Origin of the sequence: Marinobacter sp. DUT-3 (assembly GCF_050379435.1) — a bacterium.
Taxonomy (GTDB): Bacteria; Pseudomonadota; Gammaproteobacteria; order Pseudomonadales; family Oleiphilaceae; genus Marinobacter.
In genome coordinates, this window is the sequence record NZ_JBNRMG010000010.1 from 75481 (window position 1) to 92908 (window position 17428).

The following is a 17428-nucleotide window of genomic DNA, read 5'->3' on the forward strand; positions in this document are numbered from 1 at the left end:
GCATCATGGAACGCAAGCCTGACATCCTGAGGGCGCTTGTGCTGATATTCGCTGTTGGCCTTGTGATCACCGGCTTTACTTCGCTGCAGGCCTCTGAAGAAAAGCAGGAAGCCAAAGCTCGCGCCGTCGCCAGTGAAGTCGTACTGGTTCCCGCTACCCGTGGCGATAACCGCTAAGCAACCCGGTAGCAGCGCCGGTCCGTGACGATACTGTGCAAGGGCACGTCCCACGGTTCAATGGGCAACTCCGATACCTTCTGAAAGTCATGGGCAATACCGATCAGCTTGGGCGCCAGCCTGGGCCGGATTCTGGTGAACGCGAATGTCCGGTCATAGAAACCTCCCCCCATACCCAATCGCCCGCCTGATTCATCGAATCCGACCAGTGGAAACAGAACCGCATCCAGCGCCCACGCCGGGCGTTTGAGGCCCTTGTGGAAAGGGGGTTCCGGGATACCGAAACGGTTGCTGACCAGTCGCACGCCATTGTCATAGGGGCTGAATACCAGTTTGCCGTGGTGAATCGGGTGCAGCACCGGCAGGTAGAAACGAATGCCCTTGCGCCGGGCTACCGACAGGTAGGTGTGAGGATCAATTTCGCCGTCGTTGGGCAGATATACCGCGATGTGTCTTGCCCGGTGCAGATCCGGGTTGCCGAGAAGGTTCAGGGCGAGGTTCTCAGCGGCCCGTTGCTGTTGTTCCGGGGTGAGTGACCGCCGCTTTTGCCGGAGTTCCTTGCGCAGGGCCCTGCGGGACCGCTTGTCAGGGTGTGCTTCGAACGGTTGGGGGGCAATAAACTGGCTCAAAATACGTTTCCCGGGCTGCCGTGTGGGTGGTTCCTGAATCCAGGCGCTGATCAGATGTCGTGTTAGATTCTAGCAGTTACTCTCAGGTGCAGACACGGGGTCACCGATCCGGGGGCAGCCCATCCGTTCCCGTTTGCGACGCCGGTCTGGTCAGCGCCGTAGCGTCATGCTGCGTGTCGGTCACACCAGCCCTGAGGTATCGAGTTGCGAACATGGGACAGGAATGCCCGGACCCGTCGAGGCAGGCTGCCATGGGGATACAGCAGCCACACCGGCAGTGAGGGGCCACGCCATTCCGGCAGGCACAATTCCAGGGTGCCGGGGTGGGCCTGTAGTCTGCGCTCCACCATCCAATGGGGCATCAATCCCAGCCCCTGTTTTCTGACAATCGCATCTCCTTGCAGGCAGTACTGGTCGAACTGGAGGCAGGATACCGGAGGCTGGAGCGGATAGATGCCGTGTCGGCTGTGGTGCAGGGTCAGTGCTGGCGAACCGGGCTGATTGCCGAGTAAGTCCACCCAGGTGTGCTGCCCCAGGTCGCCCGGATTTTGCGGTCGCCCCCGGGCGTTCAGGTAGTCAGGGTGACCGTAGACGCCCTGAGTCAGGGAGCCGAGTAGTTCCTGGCGCAGAGGGCTTTCGCCGGGGTCGCCAAGCCAGAGGCAAACGCCGTCGACCTGGTCGGAAGGGGCCTGGGTCTGGGTGTGAACCCTGATATTGACGCCCTGATGATGCGTCATAAAGGTTTCCGTCACCTGGGCAAACCAGCCCCGGATAAATGCCTCGTGTGACCTCAGCACCAGTTCCCCGGTGATGTTCTCCCGCAGTTCGTTCAACGCTTCTGATCCCTGCTGGGCCAGGACAAGCATTTCGTTGCAGTACTTGTAAAAGACCCGGCCCGCTTCATTGGGAATCAGCTGGTTGGATTCACGTCTCAGCAGCGGTTGGCCGACGCTGCTTTCCAACTGCCGAATGCGCCGGCTCAGGGTGGATTTTGGCAGGTCAAGCTCGCGCGCGCTCAGGCTCAGGCTGCCAGAGCGTATCACTACGGCAAAGGCTTCGAGCTCCTTCAGGTCATACATAAAGCACGAGTTCCATTATTTGCAACGACGCGTGCCACCTTATCACCTTCTTGCCTCCAATGAGAAGTATTATCATTCGCGAATAATGATTAATGATCAAAGGATAGCGCATGATGGACTCAAGGACTTTCCACTGTTTCAGGTGGGTACCGCACGCTATGTTGGTGGCCATGGGCGTAACGCCGGCAGCGGTCATTGCCCAGGAACCCGCGGCCCTGGATGAGCTGGTGGTTACCGCGACCGGGCATGAGCAGCAGGCGACGGATGCACCGGCCTCTATCAGTGTCATCAGCCGTGACAAGATAGAACAGGGCGCCTACCGGGACATTACCGATGCCCTGCGGGACGTGCCCGGTGTGATTATCACCGGCGGCGGTGCCGGCGATAACGGAGCGGACATCACCCTGCGTGGTATGCCGGCCAGTTACACCTTGTTGCTGGTGGACGGCAAGCGGGTGTCCAGTCGGGAGAGTCGCCCCAATGGCAGCGCCGGTTTTGAGCAGGACTGGCTACCGCCGCTGAGCGCGATTGAGCGGATTGAAGTCATCCGCGGGCCCATGTCCACCCTGTATGGCTCCGATGCCATCGGCGGAGTGATCAATGTCATCACCCGCAAGGTTCCCCGGCAATGGGGCGGTGAGCTGCAACTGGATACCACCATCCAGGAAGATCAGGACTCCGGCAACATCTACCAGACCAACTTCGCGGTAGGCGGTCCCCTGGCCACCGACCTGGTGGGGCTGCAGATCTACGGCCGTCAGTACAGTCGTGAGGAAGACCGCATCATCAACGGTTTTGAGGAGAAGGAACTGCAGAGCGTGACTGGCCGGCTGTCCTTCACTCCCGGCGAGAATCACGACTTTACGGTGGAGAGCGGAATTGTCGATCAGCGCCGGCGGTCATTCATGGGGGTGTCCGCGCCCGAGGAGGGCTGTCGGGGCGGTTGTTCCGACGTGGATAACAGTCACTTCAGGAGATACCTGGCACTGTCCCACAATGGCCGCTGGAGCCTTGGGGCCACTGACACCTATGTCCAGCGGGAAACGGTGGAGAGTGAGACCCGTGAGATCGAGATCACCAACACCGTGGCCAAATCCAGCCTGGTGGTGCCGATCGCAGATCATATGCTCACCGTCGGGGTGAATTACGAAGAAGAGGAGCTGGACGACAGAACCACCAATCAGATCTCCGATCGCACCCGGGTAGAAGGTTCCCAGTGGGCGCTGTTCGCCGAAGACGAATGGATGATGACAGACCGTTTTGCGCTGACCGGCGGTGTACGTCTGGATGATGATGAAAACTACGGCAGCCATGTCAGCCCAAGGCTATACGGCGTATGGGGGCTGGCATCACGCTGGACCCTGAAAGGGGGTGTGTCGACTGGCTTCCGTTCACCCAACCTGCGGGAAATAACACCCGATTGGGGCCAGATCAGTCGCGGTGGTGATGTTTACGGTAACCCGGACCTGGAGCCGGAAACCTCCCTGAACAAGGAGTTGTCACTGCACTACCGGGTGCCCGGAGGATTCAGCAGCAACATCACCGTCTTCCATAACGATTTTGACGACAAAATTACCCGTGTTGCCTGCCCCCAGAGTATCTGTGACGCCGGACCGAACCAGTTCGGCTCTGATCCCACGTATCGCATCAATGTGGATGAAGCCGTGACCCGCGGCGTGGAGATCGGCCTGAACAGCCCGATCGGCAACACCCTGGAGGTCGGCGCCAGCTACACCTACACAGATTCGGAGCAAAAAAGTGGTGAGTACGAGGGCGAGCCGTTGACCCAGCTGCCGGAGCACCTCGCCTCTCTTTCCCTGAACTGGTACCCCAACGACCGGCTTTCACCGTGGCTCCGGGCAACCTACCGCGGTAAGGAAAGTCAGCCCAACACCGGCCCGTCCCAGGACGCCACCATTGCACCCTCCTACACCGTGGTGGATACCGGGCTGGGCTATCGCCTGACCGATAACACCGAGGTGAGGGCAGGTGTCTACAACCTGTTTGATAAGGACGTCACCTTTGATGAATACGGTTATGTCGAAGATGGCCGCCGCTACTGGCTGGCACTGAACGTTGGTTTCTGATGGAGTTTCACCCGTAATGATTCATGCAAACAGCACACCTTTGCGGCAGTTTTGCCGCCAGCTTTTCACCCTGACTCTGCTGGTGCTGACCTGTTCTGTGGCTCAGGCCGGCACCCGCACCCTGGGCACCGCTTTCGGAGAGGTTACGGTGGACGGCATGCCGGAACGCATCGTGACCCTGTACGAGGGCGCCCTCGATGCCGCCATTGCCTCCGGCGCCGAGCCCGTCGGTGCGATCATTACCCGGGGCGGCGTTTCGGTGGCGGAATACATTCAGCCGCAGGCTGGTGACATCGAGATCGTCGGCGCGCCGGCGGAAACCAACCTGGAAGCGGTCATCGCCCTGCAGCCGGACATCATCCTGGCATCCTCCCGCACCAATGAGCAGCAGTACCGATTGCTGTCCGCCATTGCGCCGACCATTGTTCCGGATGTCCCCGCCTACCTGAGTGATAGCTGGATCCGCGAAACCCGCCTGTTTGCCCGGGCGCTGGATCGCGAGCAGCAGGCTGAGGAAGCCATTGGCAGGGTGCAGGCGCGTATCGCCGAGGTGTCTGCCCTGGTCCGCGCCGCTATCCCTGAAGAGCAGCGCGATACCGCCGTGGTGCGCTGGATGCCCCAGGGCGCGCTGGTTATGGCGCCGGGCATCTTTTCCGCCACCCTGCTGGAGGCCGTCGGTTTTGACGTCCGTGACGGTGGCATCGTCAAGGAAGGCCGACCCCACAGTTCGCCGCTGAGCCAGGAAAACCTGGCCATGATTGACCGCAGCTGGCTGTTCCTGGCGACTCTGAACGAAGATGGGGAGGAGGCCCTGGAGTCGGCGCGTCGGTTACCTGCATTCCGCCGGTTGCAGGCGGTTGATAGCGATCGGGTCGTCCCGGTAGACGGTCAGATCTGGTCCAGTGCTACCGGGCCAATTGCGGCCGGCAGGATACTTGATGACATAGCGGCAGCGGTGACCGGACAATAGCTTTGACGACAAAGACCGCAGTGCTGATGGACTGGGTTCCCGGGGGCCGGCCCATCAACTTTATTGGGGCCATGTTGGTGCTGGCGCTGATTTGCCTGGCCAGTCTGTTACTGGGTGCCGGGCCGGTTACCGTGGGCGATGCGCTGTCGGTTCTCGCTGGTGGCGGTAGCGAAGAAGCTCGCTTCGTACTGGCTGAATTGCGATTGCCCAGGCTGGCGGTGGGTGTTACCACCGGACTGGCGCTCGGGGTGGCGGGCGCTTTGCTGCAGACCATGACACGCAACCCGCTGGCGGAGCCAGGGTTGCTGGGTGTGAGTGCCGGCAGTGCGTTTGCGGTTGCCCTGGCCATTCTGTTGGGCGCCAGCACGGCCACCGTTACCACGCTGGTGGCGCAGGGCGGCGCCCTCGCTGGCTGTTCCCTGGTGATTGCCGCCTCGCGCATGCAGGGTTTGGGAAATGATCCGGTACGGCTGGTGCTGGCGGGGGCCACCCTGTCCGGCTTGCTGCTGGCCATGACCTCCCTGTTGATGCTGGCGGACCAGCGGGCTGCGGATGAAATCCGCTTCTGGGTAACTGGCAGTATTGCCGGCCGGCCATGGCCCCAGCTGTTCGCAACCTTGCCCTCACTGCTGTTTGCGGGCGCCATCGTGGTGGCGGTGGCGCAACCGCTGGCCTCCCTGGCGCTGGGGGAGCGGGTAGCGGCCGGTCTTGGCCACCATCCGGGGAGGATTCGTCTGTTGGTGGTCTTTGCGGTGGCTCTGCTGGTGGGCGGTGCCACCGCGCTGGCTGGCCCGCTGGTGTTTGTGGGCATGGTGGTGCCTTTCCTGGCCCGTGCCCTGGCGGGAGCGGATATCCGCAAGACACTGTGGTTATGCTTGCCGCTGGGGCCCGCTGTGGTTCTGCTGGCGGATACCATATCGCGCTTGTTGGCCGCACCTACGGAACTGCCTTTGGGCGTGGTTACCTCCCTGATCGGTGCGCCGGTATTGCTGGCGATCGTTCGCGCACGACGGATGCCAACGCTGTGATGAATCAATTGTATCGGCGGGCAACCGTAACCAATCTGCTGCTCTTGGGCATACTGCTGCTGTGCGGTATTGCGAGCCTCTCCCTTGGCACCGTGGCGATGACGCCGGGTCAGGCCGCACGGGCCCTGGCGGGGGAGGGCTCGCCGATGCACGTGTTTGTGGTCAACGAACTGCGTTTACCGCGCACATTGGCGGCCGTGCTGACTGGCGCAGCCTTTGCCCTGGCCGGGTGCCTGATGCAGACCCTTGCCCGCAACCGGCTGGCGACTCCCGGCATCATTGGCATCGACAATGCTGCGACGGCGTTCGCCGTGGCCTCAGTGGTCGGGACCGGGATCACCCTGGCGCCACCGGCGATGGCCCTGGCGGGGGCCGCCACCGCTACGGCACTGGCATTCGGGCTCTCCGGAAGCAGCGGCACCCGGGGTTACCGTTTTATCATCACCGGGCTGGGCATTGGCGCCATCGCCGGTGCTGCGACCCAACTGATGTTGAGCCGCGTCGCGATTGATGACGCCAATGCCGCCTACCCCTGGACTGTGGGCAGCCTGAATGCCCGAGACACGACCACCATCTGGGTTCTTGCCGCCGGATGCCTGCTGGTATGGCCCCTTTGTCTGATGTTGTCCCGCGGGCTGGCAACGCTCCAGTTCCCGGATGCGGTCGCTGTGGGTCTGGGCCGTCGCCCGGGGCGCATTCGCGCCGGGGGGCTGGCGCTGTCGGTGGTACTGACGGGGTTGGCGGTGGCGGTGGCCGGTCCGGTGGGTATGGTGGCGCTGATCGCCCCGGAGTTGGCGCGGGCTCTGAACCGTCCTGGCTATGTGCCTTTGCTGGCTTCGGCCCTGGCGGGGGCCAGCATTATGGTGCTGGCGGACCTGTCGGGGCGGCTTATGCTGACGCCGCTGGAAATTCCTGTGGGCATCGTCACCGCTTTGGCCGGTAGCCCTTATCTTCTGTGGATCCTGTTAAAACGACCATCCGGACACCTGCAATGACACCTGGCACCGCAAATCGCCTGACGGCACGGAAACTGACCATGGCCCATGGAAACTACCGGGTGATGGAAAACCTCGACCTGAGACTACCCGACGGCAAGGTAACCGCCATCGTGGGTCCCAACGGGTGTGGCAAGTCCACCCTGCTGAATGGCCTGGCACGCATTCACCGGCCCCGCTCCGGAGAGGTGGTCCTGGATGGTCGGGATATCCAGACCCGGCCCTCCCGGGAGGTGGCGCGTAAGCTGGCCCTGCTGCCGCAGGAGACGTCCGCCCCGGAGGGGATGACCGTGCTTGACCTGATCCGCTTTGGTCGCCAACCCCATCAGGGTTGGTTAAGGCATTGGTCTCCGGAGGATCAGCAGGCGGTGCAGGGCGCGCTTGCGGCGGCGGATGTGGCTGATCTGGCCGAGCGCGCCCTGGACACCCTGTCGGGCGGGCAGCGCCAGCGTGCGTGGATTGCCATGGCGGTGGCCCAGCAGACACCGCTGCTATTGTTGGATGAGCCTACGTCAGCACTGGATCTTGGTCATCAGGTCGAAGTGTTTGAGCTGATACGCCACCTGGCCCATAGCGGCAAAACCGTTGCCATGGTGGTTCACGACCTGGCGATCGCCTGTCGCTATGCTGATCACCTGGTGGCGATGAAGGATGGGTGCATCGTTGCTGAGGGGCGTCCGGTGGACGTAGTGACGCCGTCGCTGTTGCAGTCGCTGTACCACATCACCTGTGACCTGATGGAAGACCCGGCAACCGGTGCACCGGTGCTGATCAACGTTCGGCGCGTTGCCACAGGTTAATAGGTTCCCAGGAGACGAGATGGCGGGGCAAGGCGTTGGAGAATCGACTGAAGAGGCTAGAAAATAAAGCTTCCCGGGCTGCCGTCATCAGATGTGGCCCTTGAACCCAAAGTTCAAGGTCGGTGGCCGCTGTGACATATTAGGCTTTCCCCCTAAGGGGACGTGCTCACAATGCCCTGAAGTAGCCACCTGGGTAGTGCGCATCGGCTCGAGGACGTATCCGACCAGCGAACAGCCCAGGAAGTTAATGACATTATACGGGTATCAGCGGGGCCGATTGCAACACCTGAATCGTGAACTAACGTTATCGGCCTATTGCCCCGACGTTTCTCCCAGGGCGGTATCCAGTTTGTCGTCCATGGCTTCCAGGATAGCGCTGGCGGTGTCGGACATGGTGTCACGCTCGAGCAAATCGTGGGTGATGTTCAGGGCTGCCATGACGGCGATACGCTCGGTACCGAATACTTTGCCGCTGGCGCGGATCTCCCGCATTTTGCTGTCCAGGTGGTGGGCTGACTGAACCAGCGCTTCGCGAGCGTCCTCCGGGCAGGCAACCAGATATTCCTTGTCGAGGATTTTGACTTCAACGGTGGTGGGCTGCTGTTTTGCCATTTAGTGGTGCTCCAGGGCCCGTAGGCGGCCAATCATTGCTTCGATCTTGTTTTTGGCAAGATCGTTCTTGTGCATTAACTGCGCGCGTTCCCGGTTCCAGTCATCCTGCAACTCCCTGAGGGCAGCATTATCCCGTTCCAGTTTGCGGCAGCGCTCAATGAGCTTGTCCAGTTTGTCCGCCAATGCCTGTAGTTCGGACTGTTCCATGATTGCGTCAACGCCTGTGGTTATAGATGCAAGTAACTATAAGTGTGGACTGCAACCCGGTCAATTTACAGGGTTGTCATGGCCCCGGATGCGTGATGACTGTCACTCACCGGAGCCGTGACTGAGCCCCTGGCGTCGGCCCTGTCGCCATGCTTGCAGCGCCGGGAAGAGGCCGACCAGGGCCGATGTGGCCGGCACGGCGGCGAGAATGATCCATTCCGGCGTCGCCAGGGGGCGCAGGCTGACCTGTATCCCGTAGTGCTCCAGCAGCCAGGGGCCGAGCAACGTCAGTCCACCGGCACCGAGCAGCACGGCCAGCAGGCAGGCAATAACGGCGAGGAAAAGACATTCGATCACGTGCAGTGCGGCGACCAGTCCCGGCGAGGCGCCGGTGGCACGGAGAATGGCAATCTCACGGCTGCGCTGGGCCTGGAGCGTCAGCAGCACGGCGATCAGCCCAATCAGGCTGATCACCACCACAAAGCCGGTAATGCCCAACAGGGCGCGTTCGAACTGCCCCATGATGCGCCAGAGCTCACTCAACGCTACACCCGGCAGCACGGCTGACAGTGGTTCCACCTGCGACTCGTTGATCTGGCGCTGCACCTGGAACGTCATCACTTTGCGCTCGATACCCACCAGGGCTGCCGTGATGGTATCTGGGGTCAGGTCGCGCTCCCTGGCCTGAGCGGGGGATACGGTCCTTCCCGGGATCGCCACCCCGGATTCCCAGCCGATGTGCATGGCCTCCATGCCTTCCAGGCTGATGTAGACCGCCTGGTCCACGGGTGTCCCTGTGGGCGCCAGAATGCCGGTTACGGTGAAGGGAGTGTCCTTGTGGTTGGAGAAGCTGGTGCGGCCGCCACCGTGGGACAGGATCAGTTGATCGCCCAGCGAATGGCCGTGTTTGCGGGCCACTTCCGCCCCGAGAACCACATCGAAGACATCGTCAAACCATTGGCCATCACCAAGCTTGAGTGCCTGGTCCCGGCCATACTGGAAGTGCTGGATGAAGCCCGCGTCCGTGCCGACAACGCGATGGCCGCGATAGCTGTCACCCAGGGACAGCGGAACCGTCCAGTCGATGCGGTCATCCCCGGTCAGCCCCTGATAGGTGGACCAGCGGATGTTGTTGGTGGCATTGCCGATGTGGAACACGGTGTACAGAAGCAGGTTCAGTTGCCCGCTGCGGGCGCCGACAATCAGGTCGGTGCCCGAAATGGTGTTGGTGAACGACTGGCGGACCTCGGTGCGCAGGTACTGAACCCCCAGCAACAGCGTCACGCTGAGAGTCAGGGTCAACGTCACCAGGGCGAGCACGCGGCGCCGGTGCCACAGGCTGGCCCAGGCCAGGGAAAATGCAAGGCCGGCCTTCATGGGTGCACCTCCAGGAAAAGTTCGTGGTCAAAGTGCGTGGCCAGGCCCTGGTCGTGGCTGACAAAGATCACCGAGGAGCCTGCTCTGTGCGCCAGGGTCAGAAGTAGTTCGATAAACCGGTCCCGGTTGTCGGTATCCAGCGCCGAGGTGGGTTCGTCGGCAAGGATCAGTTCGGGGTGGCCGATGAGGGCGCGGGCGGCGGCCACCCGTTGTTGCTGTCCCACGCTGAGGCGGGTGACCGGCTGGTACCAGTGGCTGTGGGGAATCGCCAGTTCGGTCAGCAGCCCCTCGGCTTCTTGTGAGGGTTCCGGTCTGGCCAGCCGCTGGCGTTTGCTGGAAAGCCGGCATGGCAGGGTGACATTGCCCAGCGTGGTGAGGTAGGGCACAAGGTTGAACTGCTGAAAAATGACGCCCATGTGGTCGGCACGAAAACGGTCCCGCTGCCCATTGGAAAAGGGCGTAATATCCTCGCCCAGCAGTGAAACCGAGCCGGAGGTCGGCCGTACCATGCCGGCCAGCAGGCTCAGGAGTGTGCTTTTGCCGCTGCCGCTGGGCCCCTTGATGAACAGGTGCTCACCGCGTTCAAGGGTGATGTCCGGAAATTGCAGCGCGACGTTGCTGTGGGGCCACTGATAGCGCAGGCTGCGGGTGGTGACGGCCTGCTCGGCGGTTGCGGAACTCTTGCTCTGTCTGGATGTCTGGTTGGTCATGTGCGCTTGCGCTGATTCGGTGTATGATTTGCCCACAAACTCTTAGGTAGGCGTTTTATGTTTTCGGCTTCACGCATGTCTTCAATCTTCTCTGTGTATTCCCGTCGTTTGCTTCGGGGCGCTGTCACCATTTGTCTGGCGGCATTCCTGGGTGTCGCCACGGCGGCCGACCGGGAAATTGACTGGCTGGAACTGATGCCGGAAGAAGATCTGAATTTGCTGGAGAGTATGCCAGAAATCGTCCATGAGGGAGATGGCCCGCCTACGCTGCCGGACGAGATCATGACCGGTCGTGTGGTGCCCGGCATGGATGGGGTGTCCGGAAAAATTCCCGGCTTTGTGGTGCCCCTGAAAACCACCGAAGACATGCGTATTCTCGAGTTCTTCCTGGTGCCGTATTACGGTGCCTGTATCCACGTTCCGCCGCCGCCCCCGAACCAGATCATCCACGTAAAGTACAAAGAGGGCTTTACCCTCGAGGCGCTTTACGATCCGGTCTGGGTCGAGGGTACGCTGGTTGTCGAGAGTACCGAGAACGATATTGCCAAATCGTCCTACTCCGTGGTCGCCGAGAAGGTAGAGCGGTACCAGCAGTAAGGCCGGTATACCGGCCTTAGTCACCCAACTGGAATGTGGATTCGCCCTCGCCAAGCCGTGTGCTGCCTTGTCCGGCTGGGCCCACCCATTCCACCGTCAGAACCTCAAGGTTCGGGAACCTGACTTTCAGCGGGCTTGAGAACGCCTGGCCGGCTGTCAGGGTCTGGCATTCCAGTTGCTGAGAGACCTCGTATTCGCGATGGCCTTCGTCCTCCGACTCATGGTGATGCTCGTCTTCGTGATGATGGTCCTTGTCAGGTTGCCCGGCAGGCCCGCTATGGTGAACCGAACCGGCCATGACGACGCAGGAGCCTGGGGCCGTATCGATCAGTGGGTTGTTGCTCAGCCAGTCCGCAATCTCTGCCAGCCTGGCTTTTTCTTCCGGGGTTTGGGCCTGTCGCTCAAAACCGGCGAGGTTGTAGGCCGGAGAGGTAAAAAGCAGATCAATACTTCCTCCCTGAACCGCCATTTGCAGTTGCCCATAGGCATGACGGTGAGCGCCGGGATTGTCGCCGGCGACGGCTGTGCCTGTCACCAGTAGCGCAGCCATACCAACGCTCAGGGCTGTTCTGGATAGGGTTTGTCTGGGGATGGTCTTCATGGCGTCTGATTCCGCTGATTTTGATATGTTATAACATAATTGATCATCTGGCGGTCTGAATCAAGAGGGCGAGTGTCTTCCACGCGCCCGGATGCTAGGATAGACCCCTAAATCCAGTGATACAGGACCGTTCCGTTTCATGTCAGAAACCGACACCTCAGGTGCCGCCCGCGCCGCCGCGTTCGAGCGTTGGGCCAACATCTTTACCGCGCACAAAGCTTTCAGTCACCCTTCCGAACTTCATGGCGTCCTGTGTGGACGGCTGGCCGCCGGCGCCCGGATAGATGAATCAGAGTGGTTGGCCATGGTCTGCGAACACATGGGGCTGCCGGATACCGCTGCCGAAGAGTCTGCGGACCTGAAGGATTTCATGCAGGCCGCCTACGACCAGACCCTGGCCTTGCTGAAAGCGACGGACATGAGTTTTCATCCGCTAATGCCGGACGATGACTATGCCATTGATCAGCGTCTGGAGGCACTCACTTCCTGGGTGCGCGGTTTCCTGGAGGGCATGGCGTTGTCCGCAGGTGAATCCCTGGGCCAAGCCCCGGACGAGATCCGTGAGCTGATTGAGGATATGGTCGCCATCAGCCAGGTGTCCGAGGAGGAAGACGCGGACGATGAGAGCGAACAGCAACTGATGGAAATTGTGGAATATGTGCGCCTGGGGGCGCTGGCGGTGTTCACCGAATTCAACCCGCCAGAAAAGCCGGCCACGGATACTCCGACACTGCACTGAGCAGGTACGTGCCTGCGGGAGAGGTTATGCCGTCAATGATACCCGTTAAAGAATTTGCCGATCGTCGTCGCAAACTGATGGAGCTGATGGCTCCGGACAGCATTGCAATTGTGCCGGCGGCTCCGGAATCTGTTCGCAACCGCGACGTGCTCCACCCGTTTCGTCAGGACAGTGACTTTCAGTACCTGTCCGGATTTGGCGAGCCGGAAGCGGTGCTGGTACTGATCCCCGGGCGCGAGCACGGGGAGTCGGTGTTGTTCTGCAAGGAGCGCAACCCCGAGAAAGAGCTGTGGGACGGTTTCCTGGCGGGCCCGGAAGGGGCGATTGAGAAGTTCGGGCTGGACGATGCCTTCCCGATTTCCGACATTGACGACATCCTGCCGGGCATGATCGAAGGTCGCAGCCGGGTCTACTACCCGCTGGGCAAGGATCACAATTTTGACGCGCGGGTCATGGACTGGGTCAAGGTGATTCGCAGCAAGGTGCGCGCCGGTGCCCATCCCCCGGGAGAATTTGTCGCCCTGGAGCACTTGCTCCACGACTTGCGTCTGTACAAGAGCGCCAATGAAATCAAGGTGATGGCGAAAGCGGGCGAGATCAGCGCAAAGGCCCATTGCCGTGCCATGAAACGGGCTCGCAAGGGCGGTTACGAATACAACCTGGAGGCGGAACTGATTCATACCTTCATGGATCACGGTGCCCGTTCCACGGCGTATCCGTCCATCGTCGGCTCCGGTGCCAATGGTTGTATCCTGCACTACATCGAAAACGGCGCGCCTTTGAACGACGGCGACCTGGTGCTGATCGACGCAGGCTGTGAAGTGGATTGCTATGCCTCGGATATCACCCGCACCTTCCCGGTCAGCGGTCGCTTCAGCGCCGAGCAGAAGGCGGTGTATGAGGTGGTGCTGTCTGCGCAGTACGCGGCGATTGAAGCTGTGCGCCCCGGTAATCACTGGAACCACCCCCACGAAGCCGCCCTGCGGGTGTTGACCCAGGGGTTGATTGATCTTGGTATGTTGTCCGGCTCTGTTGACGACGCCATTGAACAGGAAGCCTACAAGCCCTTCTTCATGCACCGTACCGGCCACTGGCTGGGTCTGGATGTGCACGATGTCGGTGACTACAAGGTAGGCGACGCCTGGCGTCAGTTGGAGCCGGGCATGACGCTGACGGTGGAGCCCGGTTTGTATATCGCGCCGGACAACACCGATGTTGATGAAAAGTGGCGGGGCATTGGCATCCGTATTGAAGACGATGTGGTGGTCACCAAAGAAGGCTGTCGCGTACTGACAGAGGCCGTGCCCAAGACCATCGCCGATATTGAAGCACTGATGGCGGATTGACCCGGTGACCAGGCCTGATACCGATCTGATCATTGCCGGCGGCGGCCTTGCCGGTGCAACCCTGGCGCTCGCGCTGGCGAAGGCCGTGCCTTCGTTGCGGGTGACTGTCGTGGAGGCCTTTCCGCTCTCTCCGGAGGCATTGCCGGACAGCTACCAGCCCAGTTACGACGCCCGCTCCACCGCGCTGGCCTGGGGTTCCCGGCTGATCTTTGAGGAGCTGGGGTTGTGGTCGCGGTTGTCGGAATATGCCACGCCCATTGAACACATTCATGTGTCTGATCGTGGGCGTTTTGGCGCCACCCGCCTGCATGCCGCCGAGCATGATCAGGCCGCCCTTGGCTATGTGGCCGACAATCGCTGGATGGGCCTGTGCCTGATGCGGGAGCTGCTGGAAACCCATGTGCAATGGGAAGCGCCCGCCGAGGTGGTGGATATGATGCCGCTGCCGGAGGGCGTCAGGGTATCGGTAAAATCCGGAGAAGATACCCGTGAGCTGACCGCCCAGTGCCTGGTGGTGGCCGATGGCGGTCGCTCCGGCTTGCGGGAAACCCTCGGGTTCCAGGTCCGCACGCACGATTACGGCCAGAATGCCCTGATCGCCAACGTCTCCACTGCGGAAAGTCACCGTTATACCGCCTTCGAGCGTTTCACTGACGCCGGCCCCATGGCGCTGTTGCCCCACGGTTCACCGTCCCGTGCCGGCCACCAGTCTGCCCTGGTGTGGACCCTGACGGACGAGGCGCTTGAAGAGCTCCTGGCCCTGCCTGATGACGACAGGTGCCGGCAGCTACAGCAACGTTTTGGCTGGCGTTTGGGGCGGTTTACCCGAATGGGCGCCTGCAACCACTACCCCCTGAAACTGACCACCGTGGATGAGCCGGTACGCCCCGGCGTCGCTTTGGTGGGCAATGCCGCCCATGCCCTGCACCCGGTGGCCGGGCAGGGCTTCAACCTGGCCCTGCGCGGGCTGATGACGCTGGTGGAACAGTTCCGTCTGGCGGTGGCGAAGGGGACACCCATTGGTGATCTGGGTGTTCTCAAGCGCTATCAGACGCTTCACCATCAAGACTGGCAGCAAACGGTTCAGTTCTCGGATTCATTGATCCGACTTTTTGGCCAGTCCCCGCCGCCATTGGCGGCCGCCCGTGATGCCGGGCTGGTGGGGCTCGACCTGCTGCCGGGCGCCAAACGCTGGTTTGCCCGCAAGGCCATGGGCATCGGCGGCCGCCGAGCAGTGATTGATCATCCGGCCCGGACGAGCAGGGAGTCCGTAAAGCATGAGTGAACCACGGAAGTTTGACATATTGGTAGTCGGTGGCGGCATGGTGGGCTCCGCTCTGGCGCTGGGCCTGTCGCGCCAGGGCTGGCGGGTGGCGCTGGTGGAAAGCAGTGAGCGACAGGTCTTGCTGGAAGCCCCGGCCCCGGCGAAGGGTGTGGATGATTTTGAACCCCGGGTCAGCGCGATTTCCGTAGCCAGTCAACGCCTGCTTGCAGAACTGGGTGTCTGGGAAGCCATCGTGGCGGGTCGTCATTGCCCGTACCAGACCATGACCGTATGGGACGGTGATGGGACCGGTCGCATCCAGTTTGAAGCGGCAGAGCTGCAGGCCCGGTCTCTCGGTACCATCATTGAAAACCGCCACATAGTGCGGGGGCTGTTGGCGGCGTTGGCTGAGAGTGATGTCGAGCTGATTGATGGCGTGAAAGTCACTGGCTGGTGGCAGGATGAGGGCCGGCCAGAAGGTCGGCGTGGCATCGAACTTGAAGATGGCAGCGTCCTGGCGGCGGATCTGGTGGTAGCGGCTGACGGTGCCCAATCCCGGCTGCGCCAGTGGGTGGGATTACCCACCCGCGAGTGGGATTATGACCAGTTGGCCATCGTGTGCACCGTCAAAACCAGCCAGAGCCACCGGTTCACCGCCTGGCAGCGATTCTCGCCCACCGGGCCACTGGCCTTCCTGCCGTTGCTGACGGACGGCGGGGATGAGCATTTCTGCTCGATTGTCTGGTCCCAGGATACCGAAGAAGCCCGCCGCCTGATGGCGCTGGACGATGACACCTTTGCCGGCGAGCTGGAACGGGCCATAGAGCGGGAGCTGGGCGTAGTCGAGGCCGTTTCCCGCCGCTTCGCGTTTCCATTGCGCCAGCGCCATGCCAAGGACTATATTGCCCCCGGGTTTGCCCTGGTGGGTGATGCGGCGCACACAATCCACCCTCTGGCCGGGCAGGGTGCCAACCTGGGCTACGGCGATGTGCGGGCGTTGCTGGACGAGCTGGCTCGGGCAAGAAAGGCTGGCCTCAGCGCGTCTGATGACCTGGTGCTCGGCCGTTATCAGCGCCGCCGCAAGGGTGAAAACCTCACCATGATGGCCGCCATGGAAGGCTTCAAACAGCTCTTTGCCCGCGATGAACTGCCTGTGCGCTGGTTGCGCAATACCGGCATGCGCTGGCTGAACCAGCTCGGGCCGGTGAAGAACCGGATTGCGGCTGAAGCCATGGGGCTGGACGCCTGAAGGATCGTTAAACCTTACCCTTTTACAACTCGACATAGGAACGTGTCATGGCTGGAAGCAGTTTGCTTGTACTGATCGACGACATCGCCACCGTGCTGGATGACGTTGCCCTGATGACCAAAGCCGCCACCAAGAAAACCGCCGGCGTGCTGGGGGACGATCTTGCCCTCAATGCCCAGCAGGTCACCGGCGTAAAACCGGCCCGTGAACTGCCGGTGGTGTGGGCGGTCGCCAAGGGCTCAATGATCAACAAGGCCATCCTGGTGCCGGCAGCCCTGGCCATCAGCTTTTTCGTGCCCTGGCTGGTGACGCCCCTGCTTATGCTCGGCGGTGCCTTCCTCTGTTTCGAAGGCTTCGAGAAGCTGACTCACAAGTTCCTGCACAAGCAGGAAGACGACGAACACAAAGCCGAACTCCACGAAGCCCTGAAGAATCCTGATGTCGATATGAAATCGGTGGAGAAGGACAAGATCAAGGGCGCGATACGGACAGACTTTATCCTGTCAGCGGAGATTATTGCGATCACGCTGGGCACTGTGACCACCCAGACATTTGGCATGCAGTTTATGGTACTGACCGTTGTGGCGGTGATGATCACGGTGGGTGTGTATGGCCTGGTGGCGGGTATCGTGAAGCTGGATGATGGCGGCCTGTATCTCAGCCAGAGAGACAGTGCCATCGCGCAGTGGATGGGCAATGGCATTCTCTGGCTTGCGCCCTATATGATGAAAACCCTGTCCATTCTCGGCACCATCGCCATGTTTCTGGTGGGCGGCGGTATCCTCACCCATGGTCTGCCCCCGGTCTATGACGCGATTCATCACGTTGCCGAGGGCTTCAGCGGCGTTGCCGGCGCCTTGATCCCAACCCTGGCGAACGGCCTGTTCGGTGTCCTGGCGGGTGGATTGCTGGTGGCAATCATCACGCCGTTGCTGAAATGGTGGGAAGCGCGCTCCGCCTGA

19 protein-coding genes and 1 other RNA gene are annotated in these 17428 nt (G+C 61.4%); 12 read left to right on the forward strand and 8 right to left on the reverse strand.

The window, feature by feature from the left end; genetic code table 11:
• The first annotated feature begins 5 nt into the window (after window positions 1-5).
• Window positions 6-176: a hypothetical protein gene (locus ACQUWM_RS14750; protein ID WP_407002746.1), complete on the forward strand. Its 171-nt coding sequence runs from the start codon at window positions 6-8 to the stop codon at window positions 174-176.
• Here the strand turns inward: ACQUWM_RS14750 and ACQUWM_RS14755 are convergent.
• Entirely contained in the window at window positions 173-805 is a 633-nt protein-coding gene (locus ACQUWM_RS14755; RefSeq protein ID WP_407002745.1) for a 5-formyltetrahydrofolate cyclo-ligase, read from the reverse strand. The genes ACQUWM_RS14750 and ACQUWM_RS14755 overlap by 4 nt on opposite strands.
• A gap of 164 nt (window positions 806-969) precedes the next feature.
• Window positions 970-1884 (reverse strand): LysR family transcriptional regulator, encoded by a 915-nt coding sequence (locus ACQUWM_RS14760; RefSeq protein WP_428922658.1) that lies wholly within the window; start codon window positions 1882-1884, stop codon window positions 970-972.
• Between the two features lie 158 nt (window positions 1885-2042).
• On the opposite strand from ACQUWM_RS14760, the gene ACQUWM_RS14765 reads away from it, so the two are divergent.
• The 5 genes from ACQUWM_RS14765 to ACQUWM_RS14785 are packed head-to-tail and all read left to right on the forward strand — an operon-like array spanning window position 2043 to window position 7764.
• The gene (locus ACQUWM_RS14765) at window positions 2043-3971 is read left to right on the forward strand and encodes a ligand-gated channel protein (protein WP_428922659.1); all 1929 of its coding nucleotides are present in this window, start codon (window positions 2043-2045) and stop codon (window positions 3969-3971) included.
• 16 nt (window positions 3972-3987) lie between these two features.
• Window positions 3988-4941 (forward strand): ABC transporter substrate-binding protein, encoded by a 954-nt coding sequence (locus ACQUWM_RS14770; protein ID WP_428922660.1) that lies wholly within the window; start codon window positions 3988-3990, stop codon window positions 4939-4941.
• 2 nt (window positions 4942-4943) lie between these two features.
• The gene (locus ACQUWM_RS14775; protein ID WP_428922661.1) at window positions 4944-5969 is read left to right on the forward strand and encodes a FecCD family ABC transporter permease; all 1026 of its coding nucleotides are present in this window, start codon (window positions 4944-4946) and stop codon (window positions 5967-5969) included.
• A complete protein-coding gene (locus tag ACQUWM_RS14780; RefSeq protein ID WP_428922716.1) occupies window positions 5969-6964 on the forward strand; it encodes a FecCD family ABC transporter permease in 996 nt (331 codons plus the stop codon). The genes ACQUWM_RS14775 and ACQUWM_RS14780 overlap by 1 nt, the downstream gene beginning before the upstream one ends.
• A complete protein-coding gene (locus ACQUWM_RS14785) occupies window positions 6961-7764 on the forward strand; it encodes an ABC transporter ATP-binding protein (protein ID WP_428922662.1) in 804 nt (267 codons plus the stop codon). The genes ACQUWM_RS14780 and ACQUWM_RS14785 overlap by 4 nt, the downstream gene beginning before the upstream one ends.
• Window positions 7765-7830: 66 nt before the next feature.
• Here the strand turns inward: ACQUWM_RS14785 and ssrS are convergent.
• The 5 genes from ssrS to ACQUWM_RS14810 form a co-directional block, all read right to left on the reverse strand.
• A non-coding RNA gene (ssrS, locus tag ACQUWM_RS14790) (6S RNA) lies at window positions 7831-8010 on the reverse strand.
• A 66-nt stretch (window positions 8011-8076) separates the two neighbouring features.
• Complete coding sequence (locus ACQUWM_RS14795; RefSeq protein WP_407002738.1) at window positions 8077-8376, reverse strand: cell division protein ZapA; 300 nt, start codon at window positions 8374-8376, stop codon at window positions 8077-8079.
• A complete protein-coding gene (locus ACQUWM_RS14800; RefSeq protein WP_012136985.1) occupies window positions 8377-8583 on the reverse strand; it encodes a TIGR02449 family protein in 207 nt (68 codons plus the stop codon).
• Window positions 8584-8685: 102 nt separating this feature from the next.
• Window positions 8686-9960, reverse strand: a complete 1275-nt coding sequence (locus tag ACQUWM_RS14805) for an ABC transporter permease (RefSeq protein WP_428922663.1) — start codon at window positions 9958-9960, stop codon at window positions 8686-8688.
• A complete protein-coding gene (locus ACQUWM_RS14810) occupies window positions 9957-10670 on the reverse strand; it encodes an ABC transporter ATP-binding protein (protein ID WP_428922664.1) in 714 nt (237 codons plus the stop codon). Before ACQUWM_RS14810 ends, ACQUWM_RS14805 begins: the two co-directional genes overlap by 4 nt.
• A gap of 75 nt (window positions 10671-10745) precedes the next feature.
• On the opposite strand from ACQUWM_RS14810, the gene ACQUWM_RS14815 reads away from it, so the two are divergent.
• Window positions 10746-11267 carry a DUF3299 domain-containing protein gene (locus ACQUWM_RS14815; protein WP_406987696.1) on the forward strand — a complete coding sequence of 174 codons (522 nt, stop codon included), beginning with the start codon at window positions 10746-10748 and terminating at the stop codon, window positions 11265-11267.
• A gap of 16 nt (window positions 11268-11283) precedes the next feature.
• Here the strand turns inward: ACQUWM_RS14815 and ACQUWM_RS14820 are convergent, their stop codons facing one another.
• The gene (locus ACQUWM_RS14820) at window positions 11284-11868 is read right to left on the reverse strand and encodes a ZrgA family zinc uptake protein (protein ID WP_428922665.1); all 585 of its coding nucleotides are present in this window, start codon (window positions 11866-11868) and stop codon (window positions 11284-11286) included.
• A 139-nt stretch (window positions 11869-12007) separates the two neighbouring features.
• Between ACQUWM_RS14820 and ACQUWM_RS14825 the strand changes: the two genes are divergently transcribed.
• Genes ACQUWM_RS14825 through ACQUWM_RS14845 form a run of 5 tightly spaced genes read left to right on the forward strand, consistent with a single transcriptional unit; the run spans window position 12008 to window position 17428 of the window.
• The gene (locus ACQUWM_RS14825) at window positions 12008-12607 is read left to right on the forward strand and encodes a UPF0149 family protein (protein WP_407002734.1); all 600 of its coding nucleotides are present in this window, start codon (window positions 12008-12010) and stop codon (window positions 12605-12607) included.
• A 26-nt stretch (window positions 12608-12633) separates the two neighbouring features.
• A complete protein-coding gene (gene pepP, locus ACQUWM_RS14830) occupies window positions 12634-13953 on the forward strand; it encodes a Xaa-Pro aminopeptidase (RefSeq protein WP_428922666.1) in 1320 nt (439 codons plus the stop codon).
• Between the two features lie 4 nt (window positions 13954-13957).
• Entirely contained in the window at window positions 13958-15238 is a 1281-nt protein-coding gene (gene ubiH, locus ACQUWM_RS14835; RefSeq protein WP_428922667.1) for a 2-octaprenyl-6-methoxyphenyl hydroxylase, read from the forward strand.
• Complete coding sequence (locus tag ACQUWM_RS14840; protein ID WP_428922668.1) at window positions 15231-16466, forward strand: UbiH/UbiF/VisC/COQ6 family ubiquinone biosynthesis hydroxylase; 1236 nt, start codon at window positions 15231-15233, stop codon at window positions 16464-16466. Before ubiH ends, ACQUWM_RS14840 begins: the two co-directional genes overlap by 8 nt.
• 47 nt (window positions 16467-16513) lie before the next feature.
• The gene (locus ACQUWM_RS14845) at window positions 16514-17428 is read left to right on the forward strand and encodes a DUF808 domain-containing protein (RefSeq protein ID WP_428922669.1); all 915 of its coding nucleotides are present in this window, start codon (window positions 16514-16516) and stop codon (window positions 17426-17428) included.

Coding starts and splice junctions, on each gene's coding strand:
- ACQUWM_RS14750 (WP_407002746.1), top strand. CDS start 6: ATGGAACGCAAGCCTGACATCCTGAGGGCGCTTGTGCTGATATTCGCT.
- ACQUWM_RS14760 (WP_428922658.1), bottom strand. CDS start 1,884: ATGTATGACCTGAAGGAGCTCGAAGCCTTTGCCGTAGTGATACGCTCT.
- ACQUWM_RS14765 (WP_428922659.1), top strand. CDS start 2,043: ATGTTGGTGGCCATGGGCGTAACGCCGGCAGCGGTCATTGCCCAGGAA.
- ACQUWM_RS14770 (WP_428922660.1), top strand. CDS start 3,988: ATGATTCATGCAAACAGCACACCTTTGCGGCAGTTTTGCCGCCAGCTT.
- ACQUWM_RS14780 (WP_428922716.1), top strand. CDS start 5,969: ATGAATCAATTGTATCGGCGGGCAACCGTAACCAATCTGCTGCTCTTG.
- ACQUWM_RS14785 (WP_428922662.1), top strand. CDS start 6,961: ATGACACCTGGCACCGCAAATCGCCTGACGGCACGGAAACTGACCATG.
- ACQUWM_RS14795 (WP_407002738.1), bottom strand. CDS start 8,376: ATGGCAAAACAGCAGCCCACCACCGTTGAAGTCAAAATCCTCGACAAG.
- ACQUWM_RS14800 (WP_012136985.1), bottom strand. CDS start 8,583: ATGGAACAGTCCGAACTACAGGCATTGGCGGACAAACTGGACAAGCTC.
- ACQUWM_RS14805 (WP_428922663.1), bottom strand. CDS start 9,960: ATGAAGGCCGGCCTTGCATTTTCCCTGGCCTGGGCCAGCCTGTGGCAC.
- ACQUWM_RS14810 (WP_428922664.1), bottom strand. CDS start 10,670: ATGACCAACCAGACATCCAGACAGAGCAAGAGTTCCGCAACCGCCGAG.
- ACQUWM_RS14815 (WP_406987696.1), top strand. CDS start 10,746: ATGTCTTCAATCTTCTCTGTGTATTCCCGTCGTTTGCTTCGGGGCGCT.
- ACQUWM_RS14820 (WP_428922665.1), bottom strand. CDS start 11,868: ATGAAGACCATCCCCAGACAAACCCTATCCAGAACAGCCCTGAGCGTT.
- ACQUWM_RS14825 (WP_407002734.1), top strand. CDS start 12,008: ATGTCAGAAACCGACACCTCAGGTGCCGCCCGCGCCGCCGCGTTCGAG.
- pepP (WP_428922666.1), top strand. CDS start 12,634: ATGCCGTCAATGATACCCGTTAAAGAATTTGCCGATCGTCGTCGCAAA.
- ACQUWM_RS14840 (WP_428922668.1), top strand. CDS start 15,231: ATGAGTGAACCACGGAAGTTTGACATATTGGTAGTCGGTGGCGGCATG.
- ACQUWM_RS14845 (WP_428922669.1), top strand. CDS start 16,514: ATGGCTGGAAGCAGTTTGCTTGTACTGATCGACGACATCGCCACCGTG.